This is a genomic window from Herbaspirillum chlorophenolicum (assembly GCF_001189955.1).
In the GTDB taxonomy this organism is placed as follows: Bacteria; Pseudomonadota; Gammaproteobacteria; order Burkholderiales; family Burkholderiaceae_D; genus Herbaspirillum; species Herbaspirillum chlorophenolicum.
Map to the genome: position 1 here is coordinate 1 of NZ_LFLT01000048.1, position 26,463 is coordinate 26,463.

23 protein-coding genes are annotated in these 26,463 nt (G+C 61.5%); 6 read left to right on the forward strand and 17 right to left on the reverse strand.

Annotated elements, in window-relative coordinates; all coding sequences use genetic code 11:
• Window position 1: 1 nt before the first annotated feature.
• The 4 genes from hda to folK are packed head-to-tail and all read left to right on the forward strand — an operon-like array spanning window position 2 to window position 3,427.
• Window positions 2–709: a DnaA regulatory inactivator Hda gene (gene hda, locus AKL28_RS20275; RefSeq protein WP_050470124.1), complete on the forward strand. Its 708-nt coding sequence runs from the start codon at window positions 2–4 to the stop codon at window positions 707–709.
• Window positions 706–1,386, forward strand: coding sequence for a histidinol-phosphatase (locus AKL28_RS20280; RefSeq protein ID WP_050470126.1), 681 nt, complete (start codon window positions 706–708; stop codon window positions 1,384–1,386). The genes hda and AKL28_RS20280 overlap by 4 nt, the downstream gene beginning before the upstream one ends.
• Window positions 1,383–2,933, forward strand: a complete 1,551-nt coding sequence (gene pcnB, locus AKL28_RS20285) for a polynucleotide adenylyltransferase PcnB (RefSeq protein ID WP_050470127.1) — start codon at window positions 1,383–1,385, stop codon at window positions 2,931–2,933. Before AKL28_RS20280 ends, pcnB begins: the two co-directional genes overlap by 4 nt.
• 8 nt (window positions 2,934–2,941) lie before the next feature.
• Window positions 2,942–3,427 carry a 2-amino-4-hydroxy-6-hydroxymethyldihydropteridine diphosphokinase gene (gene folK / locus AKL28_RS20290; RefSeq protein ID WP_050470128.1) on the forward strand — a complete coding sequence of 162 codons (486 nt, stop codon included), beginning with the start codon at window positions 2,942–2,944 and terminating at the stop codon, window positions 3,425–3,427.
• Between the two features lies 1 nt (window position 3,428).
• Here the strand turns inward: folK and AKL28_RS20295 are convergent, their stop codons facing one another.
• The 10 genes from AKL28_RS20295 to AKL28_RS20340 form a co-directional block, all read right to left on the reverse strand.
• Complete coding sequence (locus tag AKL28_RS20295; RefSeq protein ID WP_050470129.1) at window positions 3,429–4,706, reverse strand: EAL domain-containing response regulator; 1,278 nt, start codon at window positions 4,704–4,706, stop codon at window positions 3,429–3,431.
• The gene (locus AKL28_RS20300) at window positions 4,684–5,844 is read right to left on the reverse strand and encodes a protein-glutamate methylesterase/protein-glutamine glutaminase (RefSeq protein ID WP_050470130.1); all 1,161 of its coding nucleotides are present in this window, start codon (window positions 5,842–5,844) and stop codon (window positions 4,684–4,686) included. The genes AKL28_RS20295 and AKL28_RS20300 overlap by 23 nt, the downstream gene beginning before the upstream one ends.
• Before the next feature lie 79 nt (window positions 5,845–5,923).
• Window positions 5,924–6,754: a CheR family methyltransferase gene (locus AKL28_RS20305; protein ID WP_050470132.1), complete on the reverse strand. Its 831-nt coding sequence runs from the start codon at window positions 6,752–6,754 to the stop codon at window positions 5,924–5,926.
• A 4-nt stretch (window positions 6,755–6,758) separates the two neighbouring features.
• The gene (locus tag AKL28_RS20310) at window positions 6,759–7,352 is read right to left on the reverse strand and encodes a chemotaxis protein CheW (protein WP_050470133.1); all 594 of its coding nucleotides are present in this window, start codon (window positions 7,350–7,352) and stop codon (window positions 6,759–6,761) included.
• A 27-nt stretch (window positions 7,353–7,379) separates the two neighbouring features.
• Window positions 7,380–8,957, reverse strand: coding sequence for a methyl-accepting chemotaxis protein (locus AKL28_RS20315; RefSeq protein WP_082221595.1), 1,578 nt, complete (start codon window positions 8,955–8,957; stop codon window positions 7,380–7,382).
• A 48-nt stretch (window positions 8,958–9,005) separates the two neighbouring features.
• Window positions 9,006–10,793, reverse strand: coding sequence for a methyl-accepting chemotaxis protein (locus AKL28_RS20320; protein WP_050470134.1), 1,788 nt, complete (start codon window positions 10,791–10,793; stop codon window positions 9,006–9,008).
• Window positions 10,794–10,818: 25 nt separating this feature from the next.
• Window positions 10,819–13,038 (reverse strand): chemotaxis protein CheA, encoded by a 2,220-nt coding sequence (locus AKL28_RS20325; protein WP_050470136.1) that lies wholly within the window; start codon window positions 13,036–13,038, stop codon window positions 10,819–10,821.
• Window positions 13,035–13,364 (reverse strand): STAS domain-containing protein, encoded by a 330-nt coding sequence (locus AKL28_RS20330; RefSeq protein ID WP_050470137.1) that lies wholly within the window; start codon window positions 13,362–13,364, stop codon window positions 13,035–13,037. The genes AKL28_RS20325 and AKL28_RS20330 overlap by 4 nt, the downstream gene beginning before the upstream one ends.
• Before the next feature lie 29 nt (window positions 13,365–13,393).
• Entirely contained in the window at window positions 13,394–13,762 is a 369-nt protein-coding gene (locus AKL28_RS20335; RefSeq protein WP_050470138.1) for a response regulator, read from the reverse strand.
• Window positions 13,763–13,772: 10 nt separating this feature from the next.
• Window positions 13,773–14,846 (reverse strand): hypothetical protein, encoded by a 1,074-nt coding sequence (locus tag AKL28_RS20340; protein ID WP_050470139.1) that lies wholly within the window; start codon window positions 14,844–14,846, stop codon window positions 13,773–13,775.
• Between the two features lie 507 nt (window positions 14,847–15,353).
• On the opposite strand from AKL28_RS20340, the gene AKL28_RS20345 reads away from it, so the two are divergent.
• Window positions 15,354–15,995: a deoxynucleoside kinase gene (locus tag AKL28_RS20345; protein ID WP_050470140.1), complete on the forward strand. Its 642-nt coding sequence runs from the start codon at window positions 15,354–15,356 to the stop codon at window positions 15,993–15,995.
• 5 nt (window positions 15,996–16,000) lie between these two features.
• Window positions 16,001–16,831: a 3-methyl-2-oxobutanoate hydroxymethyltransferase gene (panB, locus tag AKL28_RS20350; RefSeq protein WP_050470141.1), complete on the forward strand. Its 831-nt coding sequence runs from the start codon at window positions 16,001–16,003 to the stop codon at window positions 16,829–16,831.
• Window positions 16,832–16,951: 120 nt separating this feature from the next.
• Here the strand turns inward: panB and can are convergent, their stop codons facing one another.
• From can to AKL28_RS20385, 7 genes are all read right to left on the reverse strand, one after another.
• Window positions 16,952–17,629 (reverse strand): carbonate dehydratase, encoded by a 678-nt coding sequence (gene can / locus AKL28_RS20355; RefSeq protein ID WP_050470148.1) that lies wholly within the window; start codon window positions 17,627–17,629, stop codon window positions 16,952–16,954.
• Between the two features lie 371 nt (window positions 17,630–18,000).
• Window positions 18,001–19,131 (reverse strand): molecular chaperone DnaJ, encoded by a 1,131-nt coding sequence (dnaJ, locus tag AKL28_RS20360; RefSeq protein WP_050470142.1) that lies wholly within the window; start codon window positions 19,129–19,131, stop codon window positions 18,001–18,003.
• A gap of 315 nt (window positions 19,132–19,446) precedes the next feature.
• Window positions 19,447–21,381 carry a molecular chaperone DnaK gene (gene dnaK / locus AKL28_RS20365; RefSeq protein ID WP_050470143.1) on the reverse strand — a complete coding sequence of 645 codons (1,935 nt, stop codon included), beginning with the start codon at window positions 21,379–21,381 and terminating at the stop codon, window positions 19,447–19,449.
• 146 nt (window positions 21,382–21,527) lie between these two features.
• The gene (grpE, locus tag AKL28_RS20370; protein ID WP_050470144.1) at window positions 21,528–22,088 is read right to left on the reverse strand and encodes a nucleotide exchange factor GrpE; all 561 of its coding nucleotides are present in this window, start codon (window positions 22,086–22,088) and stop codon (window positions 21,528–21,530) included.
• 626 nt (window positions 22,089–22,714) lie between these two features.
• Window positions 22,715–23,761, reverse strand: coding sequence for a ferrochelatase (gene hemH / locus AKL28_RS20375; protein WP_050470145.1), 1,047 nt, complete (start codon window positions 23,759–23,761; stop codon window positions 22,715–22,717).
• A 33-nt stretch (window positions 23,762–23,794) separates the two neighbouring features.
• The gene (gene recN, locus AKL28_RS20380; RefSeq protein ID WP_050470146.1) at window positions 23,795–25,441 is read right to left on the reverse strand and encodes a DNA repair protein RecN; all 1,647 of its coding nucleotides are present in this window, start codon (window positions 25,439–25,441) and stop codon (window positions 23,795–23,797) included.
• 85 nt (window positions 25,442–25,526) lie between these two features.
• Window positions 25,527–26,444, reverse strand: coding sequence for an NAD kinase (locus AKL28_RS20385; protein WP_050470147.1), 918 nt, complete (start codon window positions 26,442–26,444; stop codon window positions 25,527–25,529).
• Between the last annotated feature and the right edge of the window lie 19 nt (window positions 26,445–26,463).

Here is a 26,463-nt window from a genome sequence, read left to right on the forward strand (position 1 = left end):
GATGAAACAAATTCCGCTCGATTTAAGCGCGGACCAGCCGCAAAGCTTCGATACTTTCGTTACTGGCCGCAATGAAGAACTGCTGCAGCGCCTGCAGCAACTGGCCGTGGCCGGCGTAGACAAGTCCGCGCATACCGCCAGCGCCAGCACCGACCGTTTCATCTACCTATGGGCCGAAGCCGGCGCCGGCAAGAGCCACCTGCTGCATGCGATCGCGTACCAGGCCGGCGAGCAAGCGCGCCTGATCCCTGCCGATGCGCCGGAGTCCGCATTCGACTACAGCCCGCAGGTCTCGCACTACCTGATCGACGACGCCGACCAGCTCGGCCCGCAAACGCAGATCGCCGCCTTCAACCTGTTCAACCAGATCCGCGAACAGGGCGGCTGGCTGGTGTCGACCGGCGCGCTGCCGCCGACGCAGCTGGAACTGCGCGAAGACCTGCGCACGCGTCTGGGCTGGGGCCTGATCTACCAGGTGCACGGCCTGTCGGACGACGAGAAAATCGCCGCCCTCACGCAGGCGGCGCAAGGCCGGGGACTGGAACTGCCGCCCGGCATGCTGCCCTACCTGCTGACCCATTACCGGCGCGACATGCCCTCGCTGTCGCGCATGCTCGATGCGCTGGACCGCTACTCGCTGGCGACCAAGCGCGCCATTACGCTGCCACTGCTGCGCGATCTGTTACAACAGGAAACCGAACAACAATGAATCTCGCCTTATTCGATCTCGACCACACGCTGCTTCCGCTCGACTCCGACCACGAGTGGGGCGAGTTCCTGGCCCGCACCGGCGCCGTCGACGCCGCCAGCTTCCGCCAAGCCAATAACGAATGGTTCGCCCAATACCAGGCCGGCACGCTGGATCCGGTCAAGTACCTGGAATTCGCCTTCGGCATCCTCTCGCGCTTCCCGCGCCCGCAACTGGACGAGATGCATCGCCAGTTCATGACTGAAGTCATCCAGCCGGCGATCTTGCCGCAAGCAGTGGAACTGGTAAAAAAACATCTGGATGCCGGCGACCTGGTCGCTATCGTCACCGCCACCAACCACTACGTGACCAAGCCCATCGCCGCGCACTTCGGCGTGCAACACCTGATCGGCGCCATGCCGGAACTGGACGATCACGGCAACATCACCGGCAAGCTGCTCGGCACGCCGACCTACGGCCCCGGCAAGATCACCCACACGGCAGCCTGGCTGGATAAGCTGGGGCTCAATCTGGCCGGCTTCGAGCGCAGCTACTTCTACAGCGATTCGCAAAACGACATCCCGCTGCTCGAACTGGTCACCGACCCCATCGCCACCAACCCCAATGCCAAACTGCTGGCGCATGCCCAGGCGCGCGGCTGGCCGGTGATCAATATCTTCGACGGCCACGCGCAATGATCAAGAAACTGATTCGCTCGATCCTGGGCAAGGGCAAGAAAGGCGCCGCCTCCGGCTCCACCGAACCGGACGTGCTCGGCCCCAAGCAGCACGGCATCGATCCGGCGCTGGTGTCGCCCAACGCGGTGCGCGTCACCCAGACACTGCAGGAAGCCGGCTTCAAGGCCTTCATCGTCGGCGGCGCCGTGCGCGACCTGCTGCTGTCGGTCAAGCCCAAGGACTTCGACGTTGCCACCAACGCCACCCCGGAACAGGTCAAGCAGTTGTTCCGCCGCGCCTTCATCATCGGCCGCCGCTTCCAGATCGTGCACGTGATGTTCGGCCAGGAACTGATTGAAGTCACTACCTTCCGCGGCGCCTCCGCCGACAACTCCCCCAAGGACGAACACGGCCGCGTGCTGCGCGACAACACCTTCGGCGAACAGCATGAAGATGCGGTGCGGCGCGACTTCACCATCAACGCCATGTACTACGATCCGGCCACGCAGACCGTGCTGGATTACCACGGCGGCATCGCCGACATCCGCGCCAAGAAGCTGCGCATCATCGGCGAGCCCGAAGCGCGCTACCGCGAAGACCCGGTGCGCATGCTGCGCGTGGTGCGCTTCGCCGCCAAGCTCAAGTTCACCATCGATCCGGCCAGCAGCGCACCCATCCGCGTGATGGCGCCGCTGATCGACAACGTGCCGGCCGCGCGCGTGTTCGACGAGATGCTCAAGCTGCTCATGAGCGGACACGCCCTGGCCTGCCTGCAGCAGTTGCGCAAGGAAGGCCTGCACCACGGCCTCTTGCCGTTGCTGGACGTGGTGCTGGAACAGCCGTTGGGAGAAAAATTCGTGACGCTGGCGCTGGCCAATACCGACGCCCGCGTCAAACAAGGCAAGCCGGTCTCGCCCGGCTTCCTGTTCGCCTCGCTGCTGTGGCACCAGGTGCTGGAAAAATGGCGCGCCTACCAGGCTGCCGGCGAATATCCGATTCCCGCGCTGCACCTGGCTGCTGATGACGTGCTGGATGCCCAGACCGAGAAGCTTGCCCTGCAACGCAAGATCGCCTCCGACATGCGCGACATCTGGGCCATGCAGCCGCGCTTCGAACGCCGCGTCGGCAAGGCGCCTTACAAGCTGCTGGAACACTTGCGCCTGCGCGCCGGCTACGACTTCCTGATGCTGCGTTGCGAATCGGGTGAACTCGATGCCGAGCTGGGCGAATGGTGGAGTGCCTTCATCAGCGGCAACGGCGCTGAGCGCGAAGAACTGATCGCCCGCAAGCCGGTCGATAGCGCCGCCGGCCCTGCTCCCAAGAAACGCAAGCGCCGCGGAGGCCGCAGCCGTTCCAAGGATGCGGCACAAGGAGAGCAGGACAACGATACCGGTTCGGAAGCGGCACCTGCTCCCGCGCCAGCAAAGGCGGCACCTGAAAAGGCAGCGCCTGCCACACCGGAGAACCCCGATGCCGGCAGCGGCGAAGCCCCCAAGCGCCGCCGTCGCCGCAGCAGCAGCGGTGGATCGGGCGGTGCCGACTCCGCCCCCACCGACGGCAACGACTGACGCCACTGATGCAAGCGCAGCAAACCATCGCCTACATCGGCATCGGCGGCAATCTCGGCGATGCCCGCGGTACGGTTGAAGAGGCGATCAAGCGGCTGGCTGCCTTGCCGCAATCGCACCTGCTGCGCACGTCGTCGCTCTATCGCACGGCGCCGGTCGATTCCAGCGGCGACGACTACATCAACGCCGTCGCGCAACTTGCCACCTCGCTTACCCCGCTCGACCTGCTGCATGCCCTGCAGCGGATTGAACTGGAGCACGGCCGCGAGCGCCCCTACCGCAACGCTCCGCGCACGCTCGATCTCGATGTGCTGCTCTATGGCGACCGGATCATTGGCGGCGACGAATTGACCGTGCCGCATCCACGCATGGCACAGCGCGCCTTCGTGCTGGCGCCGCTGCTGGAAATCGATCCTGCCATCGCGATTCCCGGTGTGGGCACTGCGCAAGCCTGCCTCTCCGGTATCACCGACCAGCCCATCAGCAAGCTCTGATTCAAACGGCGCCGTTGTGCGCGTTTCCAGGCACTTCGCCCTCACGCGGCAAGGGACGCAATTCCGGCAGGCGCCGGTGATGCCCCTTGAGCCATAACGGCAGTTCATTGGCCGGCATGGGCTTGGCGATCAGGTAGCCTTGGCCGATATTGCAGCCGAAGTCCTGCAGCAGGCGCCAGTCTTCCATGTTCTCGACGCCTTCGGCGACCGTCACCAGCTCCAGCCGCCGCGCCATGTCCAGCGCGGACTGCAAAATCACGCGCAGGTTCTTGCGTTCATGCGCACCATGCACAAAAGAACGGTCGATTTTCAGTTCGGTAAACGGGATACGCGCCAATTGCTGCATTGAAGAAAAGCCCGTGCCGTAATCGTCAATCGACAGGCCAAAACCCTTCAGGCGCAGGCGCGCCAGCATACCCAGCGAATTGCCCTTGTGTGCCACCACCGAGCCCTCGGTAATTTCCAGCACCACACGGTCGGCCGGCAGCGCATGGCGCTCCACCAGCCCCATGATCCGCTGCATGAAGTCGTCCTGCTCCAGCGACAGCGGCGACAGGTTCACCGCCACCTTGATCGCCAGCCCGCGGCTGTGCCAGACAGCCGCCTGCGCCGTCGCCTGGTCCATCATGCTGATGGTGAGGTCGTGGATCAGGCCGCAGCTTTCCGCCAGCGGAATGAAACGGTCCGGCGGAATCATCCCGCGCTCGGGATGCATCCAGCGCGCCAGCGCTTCGACACCTTTGAGGATGCCGGTCTGCACGTCGACCTTGGGCTGGTAGTAGGGAACGATATGGCCGTTGGCGATGGCCGCTGCCAAGTCGCTCTCACACATTGATGGGCCGGGATCGGCATGTTTGCGCGCATCGCTGTTCAACGGCTTGAAGCTGCGCAGCGCAGAAGAAAGCTTGTCGGTGTTCAGCGGCTTTTGCAGCGCGCCGAGTACATGCATGCCGAGCGCCTGGATCATGGTCTCGACCGACTGCAGCAGCGACGACTCACGGCTGGATGCCACGATCAACGGCATGTTCACGCCGGTCTGCTGCAGGTGCTGGATCAGTTCGATGCCGTCCATGCCGGGCATCTCAAGATCGATCACCGCCAGTCCCGGCGGCAGCTTCAACAAGGCCAGCAGATCCAGCGCCTCATTGCCGTTGCCCGCTTCGTAGATCATGTCGATGCCCAGCTCATGCAGCAGGCCCACCGTATGCTGGCGCTGCAACGCACTGTCATCGACCACCAGCGCCGATTCGATCAGATCACTTAAGTTCTCGGAGGCCATATTGTTCAATCACAGCAGAGATGTTTTCAAGGGAGATGACATCGTGGACGCCACCCAGCTGTATTGCTTCTTTTGGCATGCCGAAGACGACGCTGCTGCGTTCATCCTGGGCGTAGGTATTTGCACCGCGATCGGCCATTTCCTTCAGGCCGCGGGCGCCGTCGTCGCCCATGCCGGTCATGATGATGCCAACCGCATTGCTGCCAGCGGCCTTCGCCACCGAGCGGAACAGCACATCAACCGAGGGCTTGTGCCTGCTCACGAGAGGACCGTTGATGACTTCTACATAGTACTGCACGCCATCTCGCTTGACTACCAGATGCATGCCGCCCGGTGCGATCAGGACGCGGCCTGGAATCACCATGTCCAGATGCACGGCTTTCTTGACGTCGACTTGCGAAATCTTGTGCAGGCGCTCCGCAAAACTATGCGTAAACCGCTCCGGCATATGCTGCACCACCACCACCCCCGGGCAGTGCGGCGACAATCCTCCCAACACCAGTTCCAGCGCTTGCGGCCCGCCGGTCGAGGCGCCGATGGCGACGATCCTGGCCGTCTCCGGACAAAAGACATCGCTTCCTCGCGGCGCATCGAGCACCACATCCGCACTGTGTTTCTGCAAGCTGCCCATCCAGCCCTGATGATGGAGCATTTCCCGCGGCGGCGCTTTGGACGTGCGGACTTCCGCTGCAATCGCCGTCGCCGGCGCAGGCTGCGTATATGGCGCAGGGGGATGCCCCATGTGCGCCTGGGCCGCAGCGCGAATGGCATTGGCCAGGTCGTCGAAAGTGTCGTGCAGGAAGTCCCGCACGCCCAGTGCCGGCTTGGAAATGATGCTCACCGCACCGGCCGCCAGCGCTTCCATGGTGATCCCCGCGCTACTGTCGGTGCGCGTGGAACAGATGATCACCGGTGTCGGGCGCAGCGCCATGATCTGCTTCAGGAAGGTGATGCCATCCATGCGCGGCATCTCGATATCGAGCACAATCACATCCGGCCATTCCTGCCGCATCTTGCGCATGGCGAAGATGGGATCGGATGCGGTGGACACGACCTGGATGTCACTGGTAGCGCCGAGCAGCTCCTGCATCAACTGGCGCACCACCGACGAATCATCCACCACCATGACCTTGATCATGTCCGTCTCCCGCCCGGAGCAACATCGGCCCCCGCCCGCCTTCCGCCGCGCACCATGGCCGTGGCGGTGCGCGGGCCGTTCATTGCGGCTTCCTGTAAATCGACGGTGAATGCATCTCCAGCTCCAGATGCATTCCATGCAGCGATTCAGAATGCCCGACCACAAGATAGCCGCCGGGCTGCAGGCGCCTGATCACATCGTTGAGCACCTTGATCTTGGTCGGGAAATCGAAATAGATGATGACGTTGCGCAAGAAAATCAGGTCGAAATTGCCGTCGTCGAAGGCATCCAGGTCCGTCAGGTTGCGCCGGGCAAATTCCACCTTGCGGCGCAGCTCGCCATCCACCAGGAAATGTCCCTCATATTCGCCGGTTCCGCGCAGGCAATAGCGCTTGAGGTAGGCCTTGGGAATATTCTGGCCACGCACCATCGGGTACAGCGCACGGCGCGCGAAACTGAGTACGCGCGAACTGATATCGGATGCGAACACCGACCACGAGCCGCCGGGACGATAGTGGTCCAATAGCATGGCCAGCGTATAAGCCTCCTCGCCTGTCGAACTGGCCGCACTCCAGACGCGCAGCGTTTTCACACCGGCCCAGGCAGGAAGCAGCTCGGTACTGAGAAAATCGAAATGGCTTTGTTCGCGGAAGAAATAAGTTTCGTTGGTGGTAATCAGGTCGATCGCCCGCTGGCGCTCTTCGATACCCTCCGCGCTGGAGATCAGCGCGTGGTAATGGCTCAGTTGCGCCAGCCCCAGCTCATGCATGCGGCCGCACAGCCGGCTTTGCAGCAATGCCTTCTTCGATATCGGCAGGTGCAGGCCGATATGCTGCTTGAACAATTGCTGGAACAGCAGCATATCGCGATCGCTGACATCCGGTGAGGCCATCGCCAGTCCGCTGTCCATTGTGTCAGCCCTCCCGGCCTTCTTGCTGCTGCCGCCCTGTCCGTTCGTCACGCTCATCCCCTGCGAGCACACTGTCTGAACTCATGCCCAGCAAACTGGACAACTCGTCCACCGAGAGCACCTTTTGCACATCCAGCACCACCAGGAAGCGTTCGTTGATATTGATCATACCCTCGATGAAGTCGGCCCGGACACCGGCGCCGAAAGACGGGCGCGGCTCGACGCGGTCTTCTTGCACACTCAGTACTGCGCTGACCGCATCGACCATGACGCCCAGCAACAACTGCTGCTCATCCTGCATCAGCTCCATGATGATGATGCAAGTGCGTTTGGCGATCTCGGTGGGGACGCGGCCGAAACGCACCGACAGATCGATCACCGGCACCACCGAACCGCGCAGATTGATCACGCCGCGCAAGAAACTTGGCATCAGCGGCACTTCGGTCAGGCCGCCGAATTCGATGATTTCGCGAATGCTGCCGATCGGCATCGCGAAGCTTTCCGCACCAACCAGGAAAGTCAGGTACTGGCGGATCTCCACCATCTCTTCCTGATGCCTTTTCTTGACGGATGCGCCATGCAACGACACGCTAGGCATTGGCCTCTCCTCTCTCAAGTCTGGTTCTCATACGGCCTCCAGCGCCGACGTGCGCGAAGTGCCCAGGCGCTGCTTCCCGGACAGCATGGACTCGGCGTTGACGGAACCGTGCCGTACATCCAGTGAAAAATAGCGCATCAGTTCGCGCAGGTTCAGCGCCTGGGTGCTCATCTCTTCCGACGTGGCCGACAGTTCTTCCGATGCGGCCGCATTGAGCTGCGCTGCCTGGGAAATCTGTCCGATCGCCACATTGATCTGCACCAGGCCGGAATTCTGTTCGCGCGCCGAGAATGAAATGTCGTCGACCAGATCGGCGGTACGCTGGATCGCCGGCAACATGTTGTCGAGCAACCCGCCGGCGCGTTCGGCCAATTCCATGCTGCGGCTGGCGACATCGACGATCTCTTGTGCCGCCGCCTGCGAACGCTCGGCCAGCTTGCGCACTTCCCCGGCCACCACGCCGAAACCCCGGCCATGCTCGCCGGCACGCGCCGCCTCGATGGAAGCATTGAGCGCCAGCAAGTTGGTCTGGTAGGCAATATCGTCAATGACGCCGATCTGGCCGGCAATGGCCCGCATGGCATCGATGGTGTCGCGCACCACTTGCGCACTTTCTTTTGCCGTACGCGCCGATTCCCCGGCGATCTCGTTGGTCTTGTTGGCGTTGTCGGTATTGTGGCTGACCGTGGCGGTGATTTCCTCAACCACGGAACCCGTCTCCTCGGCATTGGTCGCCTGCCGCGAGGAGTTGTCGCTCAACTGCTGGGCCGCAGCGGCCAGTTGGCCGGAAGCGCTGGCCAGCATGGAAATGGCCAGGCTGACGTCATGCAGCACGCCGTTGAGCCGGTCCATCATCTGTTGTGCGCTGTCGAGCATGCTGCCGCTTCCCAACCGCGAAACATTGAAACGGGTAGTCAGGTCGCCAGCGGCCGCGCGCTTGAGCGACTCCATCGCTTCGCGTGGATCGCCGCCGATCTGGCGCGCAAACAGGTAGCGCGTATAAAGACCCAGGAGCAGCGCGATGAACGCGGCCAGTGCGGTAATTCCCACCATGGTCACGATATTCCTGCGCTCCAGTTCATCGGCGCGCGTCTTGTTGTCGGTGGCCTGCCGTACGTTCTCTTCGGTCAGCGACTGCAACTGGTTACGCACACGCTCCGATTGCAGATACACATTGGCGGCTACCGCCGATGCATCTTCACCCACCTGCAGCGGTTTGCTGGCCTGCTTCACTACCTGCACGTAATCGCTCAGCATCTGCTCGCACTGCTGCTGCAACTCGGCCTCCAGCGGCGACAGGACCGTGGTCGCCTTGTACGCGGCAAAGGACTTGCCCATCTCGGTCACCCCCGACTCGACCATGCTGGTGATGCGCACCCGCTCGGCCGACCCGTCGGCCTTTTGCAGCATGGTCATGTTCAGGTAGATATCCTGTGCATATTTGCGGGCGTCATCGAGGTTAACGATGGTCTTGAGGTTGGAGACGTAGACCTCTTGCAACAGGCGATTGACCTTGAACAGGTTGTAGGTCCCCTCGATACCGACGGCCAGCGTAATCGAGGCAGCAACCGCGAAGAACAGGCCGAGCTTGTTGGCAAGTTTCATGTTGAAATTCCTATCTGGCGCTTCTGCATTTCACCGGTATGAATCATGTCAGAAACGCTTAAAGGATGATTCGTCGATGGGCGGTTGATGGTCGGCCCCATCCAGCATCGATAAGCGATGCATGCGAGGGTCCCCTCCGATGGTGGGCTTCTGGTTGACCGCACTCTCCGGACGCACCGTCGCCTTTTTCTGCTCGCCCACATGGAAAAAGCGCATCAGATCCTGCAAATGGATCGCCTGGGCACTCATCTCTTCCGATGTCGCCGACAGCTCCTCGGATGCGGATGCCGTCATCTGCGTAGTCTGCGCCATCTGGTGCACGGCATTGTTGATCTGCTCCAGGCCGGCCGATTGTTCGTGCGAAGCGGCCGCAATCTCCTGGACCAGGTCGGCCGTCTTGCGAATCGACGGCACGATCTGGTTGAGCAGGCCGCCGGCCTTCTCTGCCAGGCCTACGCTCTGTTCGGCCACGGCAATGATTTCCCGCGCCGCGGTCTGCGAACGTTCGGCCAGCTTACGCACTTCGGCTGCCACCACGGCGAACCCCTTGCCGTGCTCACCCGCACGCGCGGCTTCAATGGCGGCATTGAGCGCCAGCAAGTTGGTCTGGTAAGCGATGTCGTCGATGATGCCGATCTTGCTGGCAATCTGTTTCATGGCCAGCACTGTCTCGCGCACCGCCTCACCGCCTTCGGTGGCGGCACTGGCCGACATGCTGGCAATGCTATCGGTGGCGCGCGCATTGTCGGCATTCTGGGCGATGGTGGAAGTGATCTGCTCGACTGAAGCGCTGGTTTCCTCGACATTCGACGCCTGCTGGGCGGCGCTGTGGGAGAGTGCCTGCGAAGACGAGGAAATCTGCTCCGATGCCGATGCCAGCGAGCTGGCGGTGCCGCCGACATCGCCGATCACGTCGGTCCACTTGTTGATCATCTGCTGCGTGCTGTACAGCACGCTGACCTTGTCCTTTTTACCCAGCGGCACGGCCACCGTCAGGTCGCCCTCCGCCACGCGGCGCAGCACGGTCATGGCATCGCGCGGCTCGCCGCCGATCTGCGAACGAATCGTGTAGTAAGCGAACCAGAGGCAACTGAACGACAACAGCACCGATGCCGCCAGCAACCAGAATATCTTCCGTCCAAGGTCGGCATACTCCTGCTGCGCCTTGAACACATTGGCTTGGGTGCGCTCGTCGACCAGCCGCAGGAAATCGTTGATCGGTCCCATCACTTTGCCGAACAGGGTGCGGTAGGTCTGGTCGAACACCAGTTCCTGCGCCATCGCCTGGTTGGGTGCGCCGACCACGGTGAACTTTCCTTCTCCATCGTCGAATTCTCCCTTGACGGCGTGGAAGGCGGTGACGTCGATCTTGGACAACTGGTCCGCCACCTGAATGGCTTCCTGCATCTTGGCCAGTTCTTGCGCACTGAAACCGGATTGCTTCATCAGTTCGGTCAACGGCATCAGCTTGGTGTCGGCATCGGCTTGCAATTTGCGCGCGCTGACCAGATCCCAGTTGAACCGGTCGTAATTCTTGGGACGCGCACGCTTGCCATTGCGGATGTCCATGATCATGTAGTAGCGATCCTCATCATTGGGGTCGCCGGTGGTCACATAAGCGCGCGCGAACTTGGTCATGTCCTCGGTAGTGCGCCGCAGTTCGTTGGCCAGCGTCGACGAGTAATATCTCGACTCATGCGCCTGCTCCAGCGCCATGTTGGCGTCCTTGAGCGCACCGATCAAACCGATCACTGCCGCCATCAGGATGGACAGCACCACCGCCAGCCAGATGAAAAGCTGCTTGATGCTCATTCGGTAGGTCATCTTGTTTCGCATGGTTGATTCCCTCTCTGCGGACGTCTCATTGCTCGGACGCCACGCCGCGTTCTGCCTGCGCCATCGGATTGCTTTGTTCCTGTTGCTGTGTGTACTGCACCAGGTGCGGAATATCCAAAATCAACGCCACTCGGCCGTCGCCCAAAATGGTCGACCCCGACAAACCCTTCACCTTGCCAAACAGCCGCCCCAGCGGCTTGATCACGGCCTGGCATTCTCCCAGCAGGCCATCGACCAGCAAACCTGCGCGCTGGTGTCCATACTGCACGATCACCAGGCTCTTACGGCCGCGCTCCCTGGCCGGCAATTCGAACAGTTCACGCAAGTGCACAAAGGGCAGCGGCTCGTCGCGCACCGAGATGATGTTGTGTTCATGCCGCTGCGCAGGCATGTCGATGCACTCCACCACCATGTCCAGCGGAATCACGAACACCGCGTTGCCGACCACCACCTGGAAGCCGGAAATAATGGCCAGCGTCAGCGGCAATCGCACGCGCACCACTGTGCCGCGCCCACGCTCGGTATCGATGGCGATCTCGCCGTGCAAGGCATCGACATTACGCTTGACCACGTCCATCCCCACGCCCCGTCCGGACAGCTCGGTGACCTGCCTGGCCGTCGAAAATCCGGGTTCGAACACGAAGCGGTAGATATCGGCATCGCTCAGGTCGGCATCGGCAGTGGTCAGGCCGCGGCTGATCGCCGTGGCAAGGATGCGGTCACGGTCCATGCCGCGGCCATCGTCCATCACTTCGACCACCACGCTGCCGGATTCATGCGTGGCATTCAGGCGCAATGTCGCCTTCGGTTCCTTGCCGGCCGCGACGCGTTCGTCCGCCGGCTCAATACCGTGGTCGATGGCGTTGCGCACGATATGCATCAGCGGATCGGCGATGCGTTCGATCATCGATTTGTCGAGCTCGGTTTCCGAGCCGGTCATGACCAGCTCGATTTCCTTGTTCATGTCGCGCGCGAAATCTCGCACCACCCGCGGAAAACGCTGGAACACTTCGTTGATCTGCACCATGCGCAGCGTCAGCGCGGCGTCGCGGATCTGTTCCATCAGCGCGTCGATGGCCTGGGTGGCTTCTTCGAACTGGCTGTCCTTACGGCGGCGCGCAATCAGGCGCGCGCCGGCACCGGCGATGACCAGCTCGCCGACCAGATCGATCAGTTGATCCAGCTTGGATACTTCGATCTTGATGAATTTCTGTTCCTGCGCACGCCGGTCATCCAGGCCGCGGGGACGCACTTCGCCGAACGGAAAATCACCGGCCACCGGTACCGATGGCGGGACATCCATGGATGCCATGGCCGCGTCATGCGTCACTTCGGCGGCCATCCCGCGCCAATCCGCTTCATTCAATGCGCCATGCTGGTGCCACATCCGGCCCAGCCGGCCCGCCTCTTCCGCATCCAGCCGGGCCAGCAGCGCGGCATAATCGGGCAGCGGGCTGCGCGGCGGCAGAATGTCGATACGGCTGTCTTCATGCACGAACTCGAATACGCCTTCCAGCGTCTTCTTGCTTGAATCCGATGCCAGGCAGATTTCGAAACCGATATAGCAGCCTTCCGGGTCCATGTCCGCCGCATCGGGCATACGTCCCAGCACAGGCATGATGGCGACGATGCGCCCGAGGGTACGCAAATAATGCAGGAAGGAAATCGGGTCCAGTCCGTCGCGCATCACGTTGTCGCTGAACTGCAGCGACAAGTGCCAGTAAGGATTGGAGGAAAACGCATCGCCGGCAACCGCGGCCGGGTCGGCATCCGCGCTTTTCGCAATGGGTGCCGGCTGTGCCGCCGGCGCTGGCGTCTCGCCCGCTTCCGGCGCCTGGTCGGCAGGTTTTTCGGCACTGCGGGACAAGGCATCCAGCTTGGCCTCCAGCGCCTGGCGCCGGGCCAGATCCGGCTCCTGGCTTTCTTCGCGGCGTTCGATGGCGTCGACCAGCTCTCCGATGTAGTCGCCGCATTCCAGCAACAGCGACATCAGGAAATCGTTCAACGGCAATTCGTCATTGCGCACCTTGTCAAGCACGTGTTCGACGAGGTGCGTGAACTGCACAATGCTGTCGAAAGCGAACAGGCCGGCCGAACCCTTGATCGTATGAGCGGCACGGAAAATGGAATTGATCGTATCTTTTCCCGGCCCTTCCATTTCGATCTGCAGCAGCGCCGCTTCCATCGCCACCAGCAGTTCGCGGGCCTCTTGCACCACGGCGTCGCGCGCCGAATCTTTTCTCATGCCGCCCCCTCCGCCTGGCTCGCCGTTTCCCCATTGAACATGAAGTGCAACTGCAGCAGGTCGAATGCGGCCAGTACCGCGGGACTATAGGCCGCCACCTCCAGCTGCAAGCCATTGCGCTCGGTTTCGCGCTTGAGCAACAGCAGCAGCTGGATACCGGCAGTATCGATCTCATCCACGCCAGACAGGTCCAGCGACAAGGTCCGGCTTGCCAGCGACAAGGCATGCAGCAATTCCGGCTTGCGTTCGGCTGCCTGAAAGATCGTCAACCCGCCGTTGATGGTCAACAGCAGGTTTCCGTTGTGCTCGGTATGTTTCAGCGGCATGGTCAAACTCTTTACTCCCTGCTTTTTTGTTACGGCAACACCAGCTTGGCCACGGCATCAAGCAGTACCGGCGGCTGAAAAGGCTTGTGGACCCAGGCGCGGATACCCGCCGCCTTGCCCTCTTGCTTGCGCGCTTCGCCGCTCTCCGTGGTGAGCATGATGACGGGAGTAAACCTGTAGGCGGGAATCTGCTTCATCTCGCGCACGAAACTCAGGCCGTCGAGGTTGGGCATGTTGAGGTCGGAGATGACCAGATTGAACTTGCGGCCGTCGAGCTTCTTGAGCGCTTCCTTCCCATCGCCCGCTTCGATGACGTTGTAGCCGGCGGCCCTGAGGGCAATCGAGATGGTCTGCCGCAGGCTGAAAGAATCGTCGACAATCAAAATACTCTTTTCCATGGCGGCTCCGTCAGAAGAAATCCACTTGTGGCTGCAATGTGTTGGGCACTTGCTGGCCCGTATGGACCAAGCGCTGCTCGGGGGTGGTGTAGGTCTTTTCGAGATCGGAGAGCCACTGCTCAGGCGAAGGCAGGTCGGCTTCTCCGGCCGCGCCCTTCAGGCGTGCGATATCGCGCTGGACATGGTCAAGGATCTGGCTGATGCGGTCCTGGAACTGCAGGTTGACCAGAATGTCGCAAACCTCCTGGTCGACCTCGCGGTTCTCGCCTTCCAGCTGTTCGACGGTAGCGGAAAGCTTCATCGCCGACTGGCGGAAATCCGCGACCACCTGGTCAATCACCACGCGCGAGTTTTCAATGATGCCGCCGGCGCCGGCCGACAGCTCGCCGGCCATGCCGACTGCCCCCAGGATCTGCTGGCGCACACCCTTGGCGCGTGCGGCAATCTGGCGGCTGTTCTCGGCCGAGCGTTCCGCCAGTTCCTGCCAGCTCTGTTCGCTGCTGAGCAGGTCGGTCACGCCCGTGCGGCCGGCCAGTTGTTCGTTTTCCTGGGCCAGGTGGCGAATATCGTCGTTGGCTGCGGCCAATATATCCAGCTTGCTGATGAGCGCCTGGCGCGAGGCCAGCACGCTTTCAAGCGCAGTGGCGATGCCACCCAGCTGCTCGGCGGCATTCTGGATCACCTTCAGCACATCCGCATTCTTGCCGCCCTGCGACAAGTTCAGCGCATCGCCCAGCCGCTCGTGGATGCCGACGAAACGCGCCGTCAGGTTATCGATGGCGCCCTGGGTCTGGGTGCGCGCAAGCTGCACATTGCCTTGCCACACCGGCAGCACGCGCGCCAGCAAGTCAGGAAGTGGGCTGCCGGTATCCCCCTCCCCGATCGCAGCAACCGGCGCCTGTGGGGGTTCGGTGGTTGCGGCGGCGGCGGTTGGAGCCGCCGGTACCGGCAGGCACGTCAGATAAAAAGCGCCCCCAATCAGCACACCGACCAGGCCGCCAAGCCACCAATGCTGCGCCAGCATCATGAACAGCAGCAAGTTCACAATGCATAGCACCGGCAAGATATTGCGAAGCAATTTCACGGGCACGATCCCAAAAAAATGTTGTTGTTCTGTTTTCAGCAGCCAGACTGTCCGGCGTCTACTCTGTGCTTATCGGCAACCCGACGCTGCTTTTTAAGCAATATTCCGAATATTTAATTAATTTTTCTTTTTCAGGCGACAAGCCTCTGCTCCCGAGGGACGGTACGGCACTTGTCCGCAGCACTTCCGGTCTGCCATGCGTGACCGGGCAAAATACCTGCACACAAAAAGAGGCGAGTTTATTGTGCAGGTTAAGTCGCACCGGCCTTTCGTGGAATAAAGGCCGAATTCCTGCTGAGTTATCAATCAGCCACGCTGAACCCACCTTAAAGTTGTCAAAAAATTAATCCAAACCTTGGATTGCCGGGGCCATCTTCAATGCCATTTCCTTCCAGCTGGAGCTGCCAGCCACGGCGCATTTCCTCCGCGCCTGAACCCGCCGCCTCTGGCCGTGTCGGAAAATCATCTACAATGCCGCACCCGGTGCGCACCCTCTGAAGAACGCTCATGGAATTGGACAGCTACCGCTATATCGCAATCGAAGGCCCCATTGGGGTCGGCAAGACTTCGCTGGCGCGACGGCTGGCAACGTTGTTCGATGCCCTGCCTCTGCTCGAACAACCCGCCGGCAACCCCTTCCTGGAGTCCTTCTATCGCGATGCGGAACGGTATGCCTTCCAGACCCAGACCTTCTTTTTGCTGCAACGCATTGCGCAACTGCAGGCGCCGCTGGATCCGTCGCTAAGCGAGCGGCGCTTCGTCGCCGACTTCATGCTGGAAAAGAACATGCTGTTCTCGCAACTGACCTTGCCTGAAGCGGAACTGCAGCTTTATCGGCAACTGCATGCGCAACTGCGCCCGCAAGTGAGGCTGCCGGATCTGGTGATCTACCTGCAGGCACCGCCGGAGGTGCTGCTCGGGCGCATCGCCCGGCGCGGCATCGGCATGGAGGAAGCGATTTCTTCCGACTATCTGCAGCAGCTGTCCGACAGCTACGGCAATTTTTTCTATCACTACGAAGAGGCGCCGGTGTTGACCGTCAACACCGAACACCTGGATCCGGCCCACAACGATGCCGATCTCAAGGTACTGCTGCAGCACATCGAAGCGATGCGCGGCAAGCGCGCCTTTCTCAATCTGGGAGGTTGAATCTCATGGCAGGCTATCTTCAGGAAACCGGCGCGGCGGCGCGCAGCAAACCCGTCACCACCCACATGCTGCAAGCCATGCGCGGCAAGGGCGACAAGATCAGCATGCTGACCTGCTACGACGCCAGCTTCGCCACGCTGATGGAGCGCGCCGGCGTGGACACCGTGCTGGTCGGCGACTCGCTGGGCATGGTCTGCCAAGGGCACAACTCCACACTCCCGGTGGCGCTTGCCGATATCGCCTACCACACCGCCAGCGTAGCGCGCGGCGCCGGTACGATGCTGGTGATCGCCGACCTGCCTTTCGGCACCTATCCCACACGCGAAGAGGCATTCAGGAATGCCGCGCAACTGATGCAGGCCGGCGCCCACATGATCAAGCTGGAAGGTGGCGTCTGGCTGGCCGATACGGTCAAATTCCTGACCGAGCGCGGCATCCCGGTATGCGCCCACATCGGCCTGACGCCGCAATCGGTGCACCAGCTGGGTGGTTTCAGGGTACAAGGCAAGACCAGCGACGGCGCCACGCAATTGCATGCCGATGCGCTGGCAGTGCAGCAGGCGGGCGCTTCGTTGATCGTGATCGAGGCAGTGCCGGCGGCCTTGGGCAAGGAAGTCACCGACCGCCTGGCCATCCCCACCATCGGCATCGGCGCCGGCCCCGAATGCTCAGGCCAAGTGCTGGTGATGCATGACATGCTGGGCGTATTCCCCGGCCACAAGAGCCGCTTCGTGCGCAATTTCATGGAAGGCGCGCCCAGCATCGAAGCCGCATTGAAAGCCTATGTCGCCGCGGTTAAGGACGGCTCGTTCCCGGCGCAGGAACACTGTTTCTGACGCCAGACCTTGCGTCGTCCTGACGAAAACCGGGACGATGGTAACGGCGGCAACCCATCTTTCGGTACAAATAAAAAAGGAGGCCACGGCCTCCTTTTTTCCAACGCGTCCCAGCAATAATTACTCGGACACTTCGTTATAACGCGCCAGGCCTTCCGCCAGATGCGCCTGGCATTCCTCGTGATTGCTGATGGATTTGGTGAGGTTGCGCAGCAAGCCGTCATGCACGCCGTACACCAAGCCGTAAAAACTCAGCTCCTGGCCGCGCTCCCATGCATCGCTGACGATGGTGGTACGGCAGAGGTTGGCCATCTGCTCCAGCACGTTCAGTTCGCACAGGCGGTCATGCTGCTCGGTGTGAGTCATGCCGTCATGGAAGCAGTTCGCGTGCTTCTCATGCACGTCCTGCACGTGCTGCAGCCAGTTGTCGGCCAGGCCGACGCGGCGCTTGGTCAGTGCCGCCGCCACGCCTGCGCAGCCGTAGTGTCCGCAGATGATGACGTGCTTGACCTTCAGCACATCGATGGCGAATTGCAGCACCGACAGGCAGTTCAGGTCGGTATGCACCACCACGTTGGCGATGTTGCGGTGGACGAACAGTTCGCCGGGCAACAGGCCCAGCAAATCGTTGGCCGGCACGCGGTTGTCGGAGCATCCGATCCACATGTATTCGGGCGAACGCTGCGCGCCCAGCTTCTTGAAGAAATCGGGATCGCGCGCGGTGATTTCGGAGGCCCAGCGGCGGTTGCCCTTGAGCAGTTGTTCCTGGATCATGTCTTGTGGGCTTGGTGTTGTCATAGTCGGCAAGATCTGGTTGTTCACGCACACGCATCCACCGCACGCAAAAAGCGCGCAAGTAGCCACGGGCATGAGGTTGGATGAGCGAAAGACTTGCTGCTTGCGGCCTCCGCGGCCTTGTGGACGATCGCGGTATTGCTCTGCCGGTGTCGCGCTCGCAAGATGCGGCCCCTGCGCGACGCTGCTATCGGGAGCCGTTAAGGCTCCCTGTCTTTCGGCGTTGCCACGGCGCATCATCTAGGGAATCGAAGACAAACCCATTGATGCCGTGCACGCCCGATGCTTCGGGCGGCACACATCGCCGCGTGTGCATTGTATAGAAAAATGCACAAAAAAACCGGCACGCCAATTGGTGTGCCGGTTCATGTTACTTACTCGAAGAACTCCTTGACCTTGTCCTTCCAGGTCTTGGTCTGCGGGCTGTGCTTGGCGCCGCCTTCAGTAGTCAGCTGCTCGAATTCGCGCAGCAGTTCCTTCTGGCGCTCGGTCAGCTTGACCGGGGTCTCGACCACCACATGGCAGAACAGGTCGCCCGGGAAGCCTGAGCGCACTCCCTTGATACCCTTGCCGCGCAGGCGGAAAGTCTTGCCGCTTTGCGTGCCTTCAGGGATCGAGAACGAAGCCTTGCCATTCAAGGTAGGCGCTTCGATTTCACCACCCAGTGCCGCCTTGGCAAACGAGATCGGCATTTCGCAATGCAGGTCGTCGCCGTCGCGCTGGAACACGTCGTGTGCCTTGATATGGATTTCCACATACAGGTCGCCCGGCGGCCCGCCGTTGACGCCCGGCTCGCCGTTGCCCGAGGAGCGGATGCGCATGCCGTCGTCGATGCCTTCCGGAATCTTCACTTCCAGCGTCTTGTTGCGCTTGATGCGGCCGGCGCCGGCGCAAGTAGCGCACGGCTCAGGAATCACCTTGCCGCTGCCGTGGCACTTGGGGCAAGTCTGCTGGATGCTGAAGAAGCCCTGCTGCATGCGCACCTGGCCGTGGCCGCCGCACGTCGAGCAAGTCACAGGCGAGGTGCCGGGCTTGGCGCCGCTGCCGTGGCAGGTGTCGCACTCGTCCCAGGACGGCACGCGGATGGTGGTATCGAAACCGTGCGCGGCCTGTTCCAGCGTGATTTCCAGGTTGTAGCGCAAGTCGGCGCCACGGTAGACCTGCGGGCCGGCGCCGCGGCCGCGGCCACCGCCGCCTCCGCCAAAGATGTCGCCAAAGATATCGCCGAACGCATCGGCGAAACCGCCCGCACCGGCAGCGCCGCCTGCACCCATGTTGGGATCGACGCCGGCGTGGCCGTAGCGGTCGTAGGCGTCGCGCTTCTGCGGGTCGGACAGCATCTCGTAGGCTTCCTTGACCTCCTTGAACTTCTCTTCCGCACCCTTGCTGTCGGGGTTGCGGTCAGGATGGTACTTCATCGCCAGCTTGCGATAAGCCTTCTTGATCTCGTCGTCGGAGGCGTTCTTCGCCAGTCCGAGAATTTCGTAAAAATCGCGTTTTGCCATGTTGTATAACCCACCTTGTTATTGTGTTTCGCCGTCTGCTGCTGACTTCCTGCCCCCGTCTTGCCGTCGCTGCGCATCGGATATGCCCCAGCTCCCGACCGAAGTCGAAATTCTTGCACGTACAGAAACCAACAATGTGAAAAAGCCGAGGTCAGCTTGCTGCTGCGGAACTCGGCGCACCCGGAATAGCGAGCAAACTCGCCGGCGCCGGGATGATGCATCTCAAAAATCCGCCCGGGCTGCAGAATCCGCATGGTTTTCCATGCAAATTCCACACCCGGGCGCGGAGGCTGTCCCTGTCAGGTCAGGCTCGGATTACTTCACTTCCTTGAAGTCGGCATCCACGACATTGTCGTCCTTGGCCTGGCCGGCTGCGCCTTCCGCACCAGCGGCGCCGGCACCGGCTCCGCCTGCTGCAGCTTGCGCCTGCTGGTCGGCGTACATCTTCTCGCCCAGCTTTTGCGCGGCAGTACCCAGCGCAGCGGTCTTGGCATCGATGGCGGCCTTGTCGTCAGCCTTGAGGACGTCTTCCAGCTCCTTGATAGCGGCTTCGATGACTTCCTTTTCGCCGGCAGCCAACTTGTCGCCGTATTCGCCCAGCGCCTTCTTGGTCGAATGCACCAGCGCATCGCCCTGGTTACGGCTTTCCGCCAGTTCCTTCAGGCGCTTGTCTTCCTCGGCATTGGCCTCGGCGTCGCGCACCATCTTTTCGATCTCTTCTTCATTCAAGCCCGAGTTGGCCTTGATGGTGATCTTGTTTTCCTTGCCGGTGGCCTTGTCCTTGGCGCCCACGTGCAGGATGCCGTTGGCGTCGATGTCGAAGGTCACTTCGATCTGCGGCGTGCCGCGCGGGGACGGCGGAATGCCTTCCAGGTTGAATTCGCCCAGGCCCTTGTTGCCGGCGGCCATTTCGCGCTCGCCCTGGTAGACCTTGATGGTCACGGCCGGCTGGTTGTCGTCGGCAGTGGAGAACACCTGGCTGAACTTGGTCGGGATGGTGGTGTTCTTCTTGATCATCTTGGTCATCACGCCGCCCATGGTTTCGATACCCAGCGACAGCGGGGTCACGTCCAGCAGCAGCACGTCCTTGCGGTCGCCCGACAGGACCGAACCCTGGATCGCGGCGCCCACGGCCACGGCTTCGTCCGGGTTGACGTCACGGCGCGGATCCTTGCCGAAGAACTCCTTGACCTTCTCGATCACCTTGGGCATGCGGGTCATGCCGCCGACCAGGATCACGTCGTCGATGTCGGACACCTTCACGCCGGCATCCTTGATGGCGGTGCGGCACGGTTCGATGGTCTTGCTGATCAGTTCCTCAACCAGGGATTCCAGCTTGGCGCGGGTGATCTTCAGGTTCAGGTGGACCGGCGCGCCATTGGCCATGGCGATGTACGGCTCGTTGATTTCAGTTTGCTGCGACGAGGACAGTTCGATCTTGGCGCGCTCGGCCGAAGCCTTGATGCGCTGCAGGGCGATGGCGTCCTTGGACAGGTCCAGGCCGTTGATCTTCTTGAACTCTTCGATGATGTAATCGATCATGCGCTGGTCGAAGTCTTCACCGCCCAGGAAGGTGTCGCCGTTGGTCGACAGCACTTCGAACTGCTTCTCGCCATCGACATCGGCGATCTCGATGATCGACACGTCGAAGGTGCCGCCGCCCAGGTCATAGACGGCGATCTTGCGGTCGCCCTTTTCCGCCTTGTCCAGGCCGAAAGCCAGCGCGGCCGCGGTCGGCTCGTTGATGATGCGCTTGACGTCCAGACCGGCGATACGGCCGGCGTCCTTGGTTGCCTGGCGCTGTGCGTCGTTGAAGTAGGCCGGCACGGTGATCACGGCTTCGGTGACTTCTTCGCCGAGGTAGTCTTCGGCGGTCTTCTTCATCTTGCGCAGGACTTCAGCCGAAATCTGCGGCGGCGCCAGTTTCTTGTCGCGCACGCCGATCCAGGCGTCACCGTTGTCGGCCTTGACGATCTCGTAGGGCATCAGGTTGATGTCCTTCTGCACTTCCTTTTCGTCGAACTTGCGGCCGATCAGGCGCTTGGATGCGTAGATGGTGTTGCGCGGGTTGGTGACGGCCTGGCGCTTGGCGGGTGCGCCGACGAGGATCTCGCCGTCTTCCTGGTAAGCGATGATGGACGGCGTGGTGCGCGCGCCTTCGGAGTTCTCGATGACCTTGGGCTGGTTGCCTTCCATGACGGAAACGCAAGAGTTGGTAGTACCCAGGTCAATGCCAATGATTTTTCCCATGATTTTTCCTTTGATCTTTCAGCCCTGGATGCCGGGCCACAGTAGTTTTTAATGGTTTTAATATATGGAGGGAAGACGGACTTTCAAGCGCCTGAGCCAGGCCAAAAAGCAATATTTATGCCTTTTTCTCTCCGGCTCCTGTCCAATTACTTTCCCTGCGCCACCGTCACCAACGCCGGGCGCAGCAAACGGTCGGAAATCACATAGCCCTTTTGCAATACGGCCACGACCGTATTGGCGTCCTGCTCGGCAGGCACGGCCGAGATTGCCTGATGCTTCATCGGGTCGAGCTTCTCGCCGGCTTGCGGGCTGACTTCCTGCAACTTATTCTTTTCAAAGGCAGAAGACAGTTGCTTGAGGGTCATGTCGACGCCTTCTTTCAACGATTCCAGCGACGGATTCTCGATCTTCAAGGCCATTTCCAGGCTGTCCTTGACGGCCAGCAGCGATTCGGCAAAGCCTTCGATCGCGAATTTGTGGGCCTTGGCGATATCTTCCTGGGCGCGGCGGCGGATGTTTTCACCTTCAGCGCGGGCGCGCAAGAACGCATCCTGCATTTCGCTGGCACGGGCTTCGGCTGCCGCCAGCTTGTCTTCCAGCGTCGGCTCGGCAGGAGCTGCCTGCACGGCCTCGGCCGCTCCAGCAGCCTGATCGACCTGGGCCGGTTGCTGCTCGTTTTGGGCTTCTTGTTTTTCCATGTCTTGCATTCTTGAATTACCTCCAACAAATCAAACTGTTATTGCCGTTCGCCGACATTACCGTCGACAACACAAGATGCCCGTCAGATAAGGCATTCCCCTCATATTTCAAGGGTTTTTGCTTTTTCCTGTCATTTCAACAAGAAAATTGTTACCAGTAGTTACAGAAATTACTGGACTCATCTTCAAGTTAATACGACCTTGACCTAAGATGAATTCAAGCCTGAGCTGCTTTTCTTTTTTACCCGCTCAGGCAAGCTGGACGCGGCGTCGCCCGGATTGGAACCACGGGCCCCGGATCCCATCCTCACATGAGGTGACACCATGAAATTCCCACTGATTGCAGCAGCCGTTCTCGTTGCCGCGTATAGCCTCCTGGCCACTGCCTGGATCAGCTATTCCCATCTGGTCGGCCTGTTCGCATTGTAAGCAAGCAGAACCCGCCAGCCTTCTTGCCAGCCCTTCTTCCTTCAGTCGAAGAGAATCTCGCTCAAGCCGGACTTCCAGCATTTCATCGTGGGCAGCCATACCGCACCCGATTTTGCTCGCCAGCAAGGGACAACCAGCTATTCTAGCAGGCCGCAGACGGCTTTCCGCAGGTTTCGGGGACGCCCGGCGAGATCATCAATAGGTTCTTAGCGCGGCATGCCCATGGTAGGCCAGCCGGCCAAATGCTGTTCGGCGATGTCCGCCATACCGCCAATCCATGCCTGCGACTCATTCAGGCAGGCAATGAAATGGAATTCCTTGCCGCCGGCCTGCAGGAATTCGGCCTTGCCCTCCATCGCGATCTCTTCCAGGGTCTCCAGGCAATCACTGGTAAAGCCCGGGCACATCACGTCCACGCGCTGCTCGCCTTGCCGCGCCAGTTCCTGCAGAGTCGACGCGGTGTATGGCTGCAGCCACTCCGCCTTGCCAAAGCGCGACTGGAAGGTAACCAGATATTCGCCTTCCGCCAATCCCAGCGCCTGGGCCAGCAGGCCTGCCGTGCGGTGGCATTCGTCATGGTAGGGATCGCCCAGCAGCAGCGTACGCTTGGGTACGCCATGAAAGCTCATCACCAGCTTGCCCGGCCGGCCATGCAGCTCCCAATGGTCGAGCACCGACTGGCGCAGCGCCTGGATGTAGCCCTCGCTGTCGTGGTAGTCGCGCACCATGCGCAGCTCGGGGATGTTACGCACCTTGCGGTAATGATCAAACACCGAGTCGAAAATCGAGGCTGTCGTGGTGCCGGAATATTGCGGATAAGCCGGCAACACCAGGATGCGTTCGCAACCGCCGGCCTTGAGTTGGTCCAGCACATCCGGCAACGCCGGGCTGCCGTAGCGCATCGCATAGACCACCTGCACCTGGCGATGGCCGCGCGCGGCGAGCCGGGCGCCCAGCGCCGCAGCCTGGCGTTCGGTATGGACTCTCAGCGGCGAGCCTTGCTCGGTCCAGATGCTGGCATATTTTTCAGCCGACCTGGACGAGCGGAACGGCAGGATGATGCCGTTCAGGATGAACCACCAGATGGCGCGCGGAATTTCCACCACACGCGGATCGGACAGGAACTGTTTCAGGTAGCGGCGCAGTGCGCGCGCATCCGGCGCGTCCGGCGTGCCGAGGTTGACCAGCACCACCGCGATGGGCGGCTGACTACCGTGGGAATGGGACGGGGTTGGTTCTTTACGAAATGCCATTAGTGACGGTCTCGGAGTACGTAGAACCTGTTCTTAGGAAGCCAGCAGCTCGCGCGCGTGCTTGCGGGTGGTGGCGGTGATTTCCAGGCCGCCCAGCATGCGCGCGATTTCTTCCACGCGCGACTTGGCGTCCAGGCCATCGATCTGCGACAGGGTCTTGCCGCCCTCATTGCGCTTGCTGACCTGGAAATGCTGGTTGGCCTGGCTGGCCACTTGCGGCAAGTGGGTCACACACAGCACCTGGCGCTCCTGGCCCAGGCGCTTCAACAGGCGGCCAACTACTTCAGCCACGCCGCCGCCGATGCCGCTGTCAACCTCATCGAAGATCAGCGTGGGTGTGCCGGTGGCGTGCGACGCAATCACCGAGATCGCCAGCGAAATGCGCGCCAATTCGCCGCCGGAGGCGACCTTGGCCAACGGCCGCGGCGCCACGCCGGCATGGCCGGCGACCAGGAATTCCACCTGCTCCAGGCCATAGGCCGCCGGTTCGCAGGTATTGAGCACGATAGCGAAACGCCCGCCCGCCATCGACAAATCCTGCATGGCGGCAGTAACCGCCTCGCTCAAGGCGGCGGCGGCCTTGGCGCGCGCGCCGGAAAGTTTCTGTGCGAGCACGAGATAGGCCGCCTTCAGCTTTTCTTCCTGCGCACGCAGCGCATCGAGGTCGCTGGCATCGGCCAGTTGCCTGAGCTGCTCGGACAAGGATGCGTATTCCTGCGGCAAGTCGTCCGGCTGCACATGGAATTTGCGCGCGGTGGAATGCACCGCTTCCAGCCGCTCTTCGACCGTCTTCAGGCGCGCAGGATCAAGTTCGACGCGGCCGAGGTAATCGTTCAGCGCGTACACCGCCTCTTGCAGCTGGATCTGGGCCGGCTCCAGGGCATCGAGCACCGGTTTCAAGGCGCTGTCCACATCGACCAATTTGTTGAGCTTTTGCGTGATCGACGACAGTTGCGACAGGATCGGCAGCTCCGATTCCGAGATCGCCTCCAGCGCTTCCTGGGCGCCGCCGATCAGTGAAGCGGCATGGGACAGGCGGCTGTGCTCGGTGCTGATCTCGGCCCACTCGCCCGGCTTGACCGCCAGTTTCTCCAGCTCGGACACCTGCCACTGCAGCCGTTCGCGCTCCAGCAATACGTTGCGCGCGTTCTGCTCGAACTCCTCGCGCTGGCGCGCCAATGCACGCCAATTCTTATAAGCCGCCGCCACCTGGCGCGCCTCGTCCAGCAAGCCGGACTGGCTATCTAGCAGCTGGCGCTGGGCATCGGCCTTCATCAGCGACTGATGCGCATGCTGGCCGTGGATGTCCACCAGCATCTCGCCCAGCTCACGCAATTGCGTGGCGGTGGCGGCAATGCCGTTGACGTAGGCCTTGGAACGGCCGGCGTTGTCGATCACCCGGCGCAGCAGCACGCCGCCGTCTTCATCGGTGAATTCATGTTCGGCCAGCCAGGCCTGTACCTCCGGCGGGGCGGCGAAGTCGGCCGTGATATCGGCCTTGGCCGCGCCTTCGCGCACCACGCTGGCGTCGCCGCGCCCTCCCAGCGCGAGCGCCAGGGCATCGATCAGGATGGATTTGCCGGCGCCGGTTTCGCCGGTGAAGACGGAAAATCCGCGCGCGAATTCGAGCTCGATGGCATCGACAATCACAAAGTCGCGAATCGTGAGGGTACGCAGCATGGTGGTCAGTGGAAGGTTGGGCAGGACAGGCAGTGTCGGCCGCCATCATGACGCAAGGATGACAGCCGCCGGCATTGGAACCGGCTTATTGTAATCGGCCTTCCATTGAAGGATATTCATTCCAGTGCAACTTCTGCCGCAAGGTATCGAAATAGCTCCAGCCCTCGGGATGCAGGAAAGTGATCTTGTGCGCCGAGCGACGGATCACGATACGGTCGCCGTGCAGCACGCTGGTCAACGACTGCATGTCGAAATTGGCGCTGACCTCGCGCCCGGAGATGACCTGGATCACGATCTCGCAGGAGTCCGAGATGGTGATCGGACGGTTCGACAGCGAATGCGGCGAGATCGGCACCAGCACGATGCCATGCAGGCTGGGATGCAGGATGGGACCGCCGGCCGACAGCGAATAGGCGGTGGAACCGGTCGGCGTGGCCACGATCAGGCCATCGGAACGCTGGTTGTACATGAAGTGGCCATCGACCTCGACATGCAGCTCGACCATGCCGGAGGTAGCGCCGCGCGCCACCACCACGTCATTCAACGCCAGCGCATGGAAAATCTCCCGGCCTTCGCGGTAGACCCGGGCCTCCAGCAGCGAACGCGACTCGGCTTCAACCTTTCCATCCAGCATATCGCCCAGAGCCGGTATCATTCGGTCCTGGGGAATATCCGTGATGAAACCCAGGCGCCCCTGGTTGATCCCGATCAGCGGCACGCTGTACGGCGCCAGTTGCCGCGCGATGCCAAGCATGGTGCCGTCGCCGCCGATCACGATGGCGACATCGGCCTGCTGGCCGATCTGCTCCGGCGTCAGGGCCCCATACCCATCCAGTGCGACGTTCTGCGCGGTCTCCGCTTCGAACACCACGGTATGCCCGTGCGATTCGAGGAAAACGGCAATATCGGACAGTATCTGCGCGATGCCGACGGCCTGGTACTTGCCGATGATCGCGACGGTTTTGGGTACGGCTGCCTGGACGGGTAATTTGATGGGCCACATGCAGCGGATTAGACCATAA

What these genes read in the sequence shown, in the direction of transcription:
- hda (WP_050470124.1), top strand. Translation starts at nt 2, where the DNA reads ATGAAACAAATTCCGCTCGATTTAAGCGCGGACCAGCCGCAAAGCTTC.
- AKL28_RS20280 (WP_050470126.1), top strand. Translation starts at nt 706, where the DNA reads ATGAATCTCGCCTTATTCGATCTCGACCACACGCTGCTTCCGCTCGAC.
- pcnB (WP_050470127.1), top strand. Translation starts at nt 1,383, where the DNA reads ATGATCAAGAAACTGATTCGCTCGATCCTGGGCAAGGGCAAGAAAGGC.
- folK (WP_050470128.1), top strand. Translation starts at nt 2,942, where the DNA reads ATGCAAGCGCAGCAAACCATCGCCTACATCGGCATCGGCGGCAATCTC.
- AKL28_RS20295 (WP_050470129.1), bottom strand. Translation starts at nt 4,706, where the DNA reads ATGGCCTCCGAGAACTTAAGTGATCTGATCGAATCGGCGCTGGTGGTC.
- AKL28_RS20300 (WP_050470130.1), bottom strand. Translation starts at nt 5,844, where the DNA reads ATGATCAAGGTCATGGTGGTGGATGATTCGTCGGTGGTGCGCCAGTTG.
- AKL28_RS20305 (WP_050470132.1), bottom strand. Translation starts at nt 6,754, where the DNA reads ATGGACAGCGGACTGGCGATGGCCTCACCGGATGTCAGCGATCGCGAT.
- AKL28_RS20310 (WP_050470133.1), bottom strand. Translation starts at nt 7,352, where the DNA reads ATGCCTAGCGTGTCGTTGCATGGCGCATCCGTCAAGAAAAGGCATCAG.
- AKL28_RS20315 (WP_082221595.1), bottom strand. Translation starts at nt 8,957, where the DNA reads ATGAAACTTGCCAACAAGCTCGGCCTGTTCTTCGCGGTTGCTGCCTCG.
- AKL28_RS20320 (WP_050470134.1), bottom strand. Translation starts at nt 10,793, where the DNA reads ATGCGAAACAAGATGACCTACCGAATGAGCATCAAGCAGCTTTTCATC.
- AKL28_RS20325 (WP_050470136.1), bottom strand. Translation starts at nt 13,038, where the DNA reads ATGAGAAAAGATTCGGCGCGCGACGCCGTGGTGCAAGAGGCCCGCGAA.
- AKL28_RS20330 (WP_050470137.1), bottom strand. Translation starts at nt 13,364, where the DNA reads ATGCCGCTGAAACATACCGAGCACAACGGAAACCTGCTGTTGACCATC.
- AKL28_RS20335 (WP_050470138.1), bottom strand. Translation starts at nt 13,762, where the DNA reads ATGGAAAAGAGTATTTTGATTGTCGACGATTCTTTCAGCCTGCGGCAG.
- AKL28_RS20345 (WP_050470140.1), top strand. Translation starts at nt 15,354, where the DNA reads ATGGAATTGGACAGCTACCGCTATATCGCAATCGAAGGCCCCATTGGG.
- panB (WP_050470141.1), top strand. Translation starts at nt 16,001, where the DNA reads ATGGCAGGCTATCTTCAGGAAACCGGCGCGGCGGCGCGCAGCAAACCC.
- can (WP_050470148.1), bottom strand. Translation starts at nt 17,629, where the DNA reads ATGACAACACCAAGCCCACAAGACATGATCCAGGAACAACTGCTCAAG.
- dnaJ (WP_050470142.1), bottom strand. Translation starts at nt 19,131, where the DNA reads ATGGCAAAACGCGATTTTTACGAAATTCTCGGACTGGCGAAGAACGCC.
- dnaK (WP_050470143.1), bottom strand. Translation starts at nt 21,381, where the DNA reads ATGGGAAAAATCATTGGCATTGACCTGGGTACTACCAACTCTTGCGTT.
- grpE (WP_050470144.1), bottom strand. Translation starts at nt 22,088, where the DNA reads ATGCAAGACATGGAAAAACAAGAAGCCCAAAACGAGCAGCAACCGGCC.
- hemH (WP_050470145.1), bottom strand. Translation starts at nt 23,761, where the DNA reads ATGGCATTTCGTAAAGAACCAACCCCGTCCCATTCCCACGGTAGTCAG.
- recN (WP_050470146.1), bottom strand. Translation starts at nt 25,441, where the DNA reads ATGCTGCGTACCCTCACGATTCGCGACTTTGTGATTGTCGATGCCATC.
- AKL28_RS20385 (WP_050470147.1), bottom strand. Translation starts at nt 26,444, where the DNA reads ATGTGGCCCATCAAATTACCCGTCCAGGCAGCCGTACCCAAAACCGTC.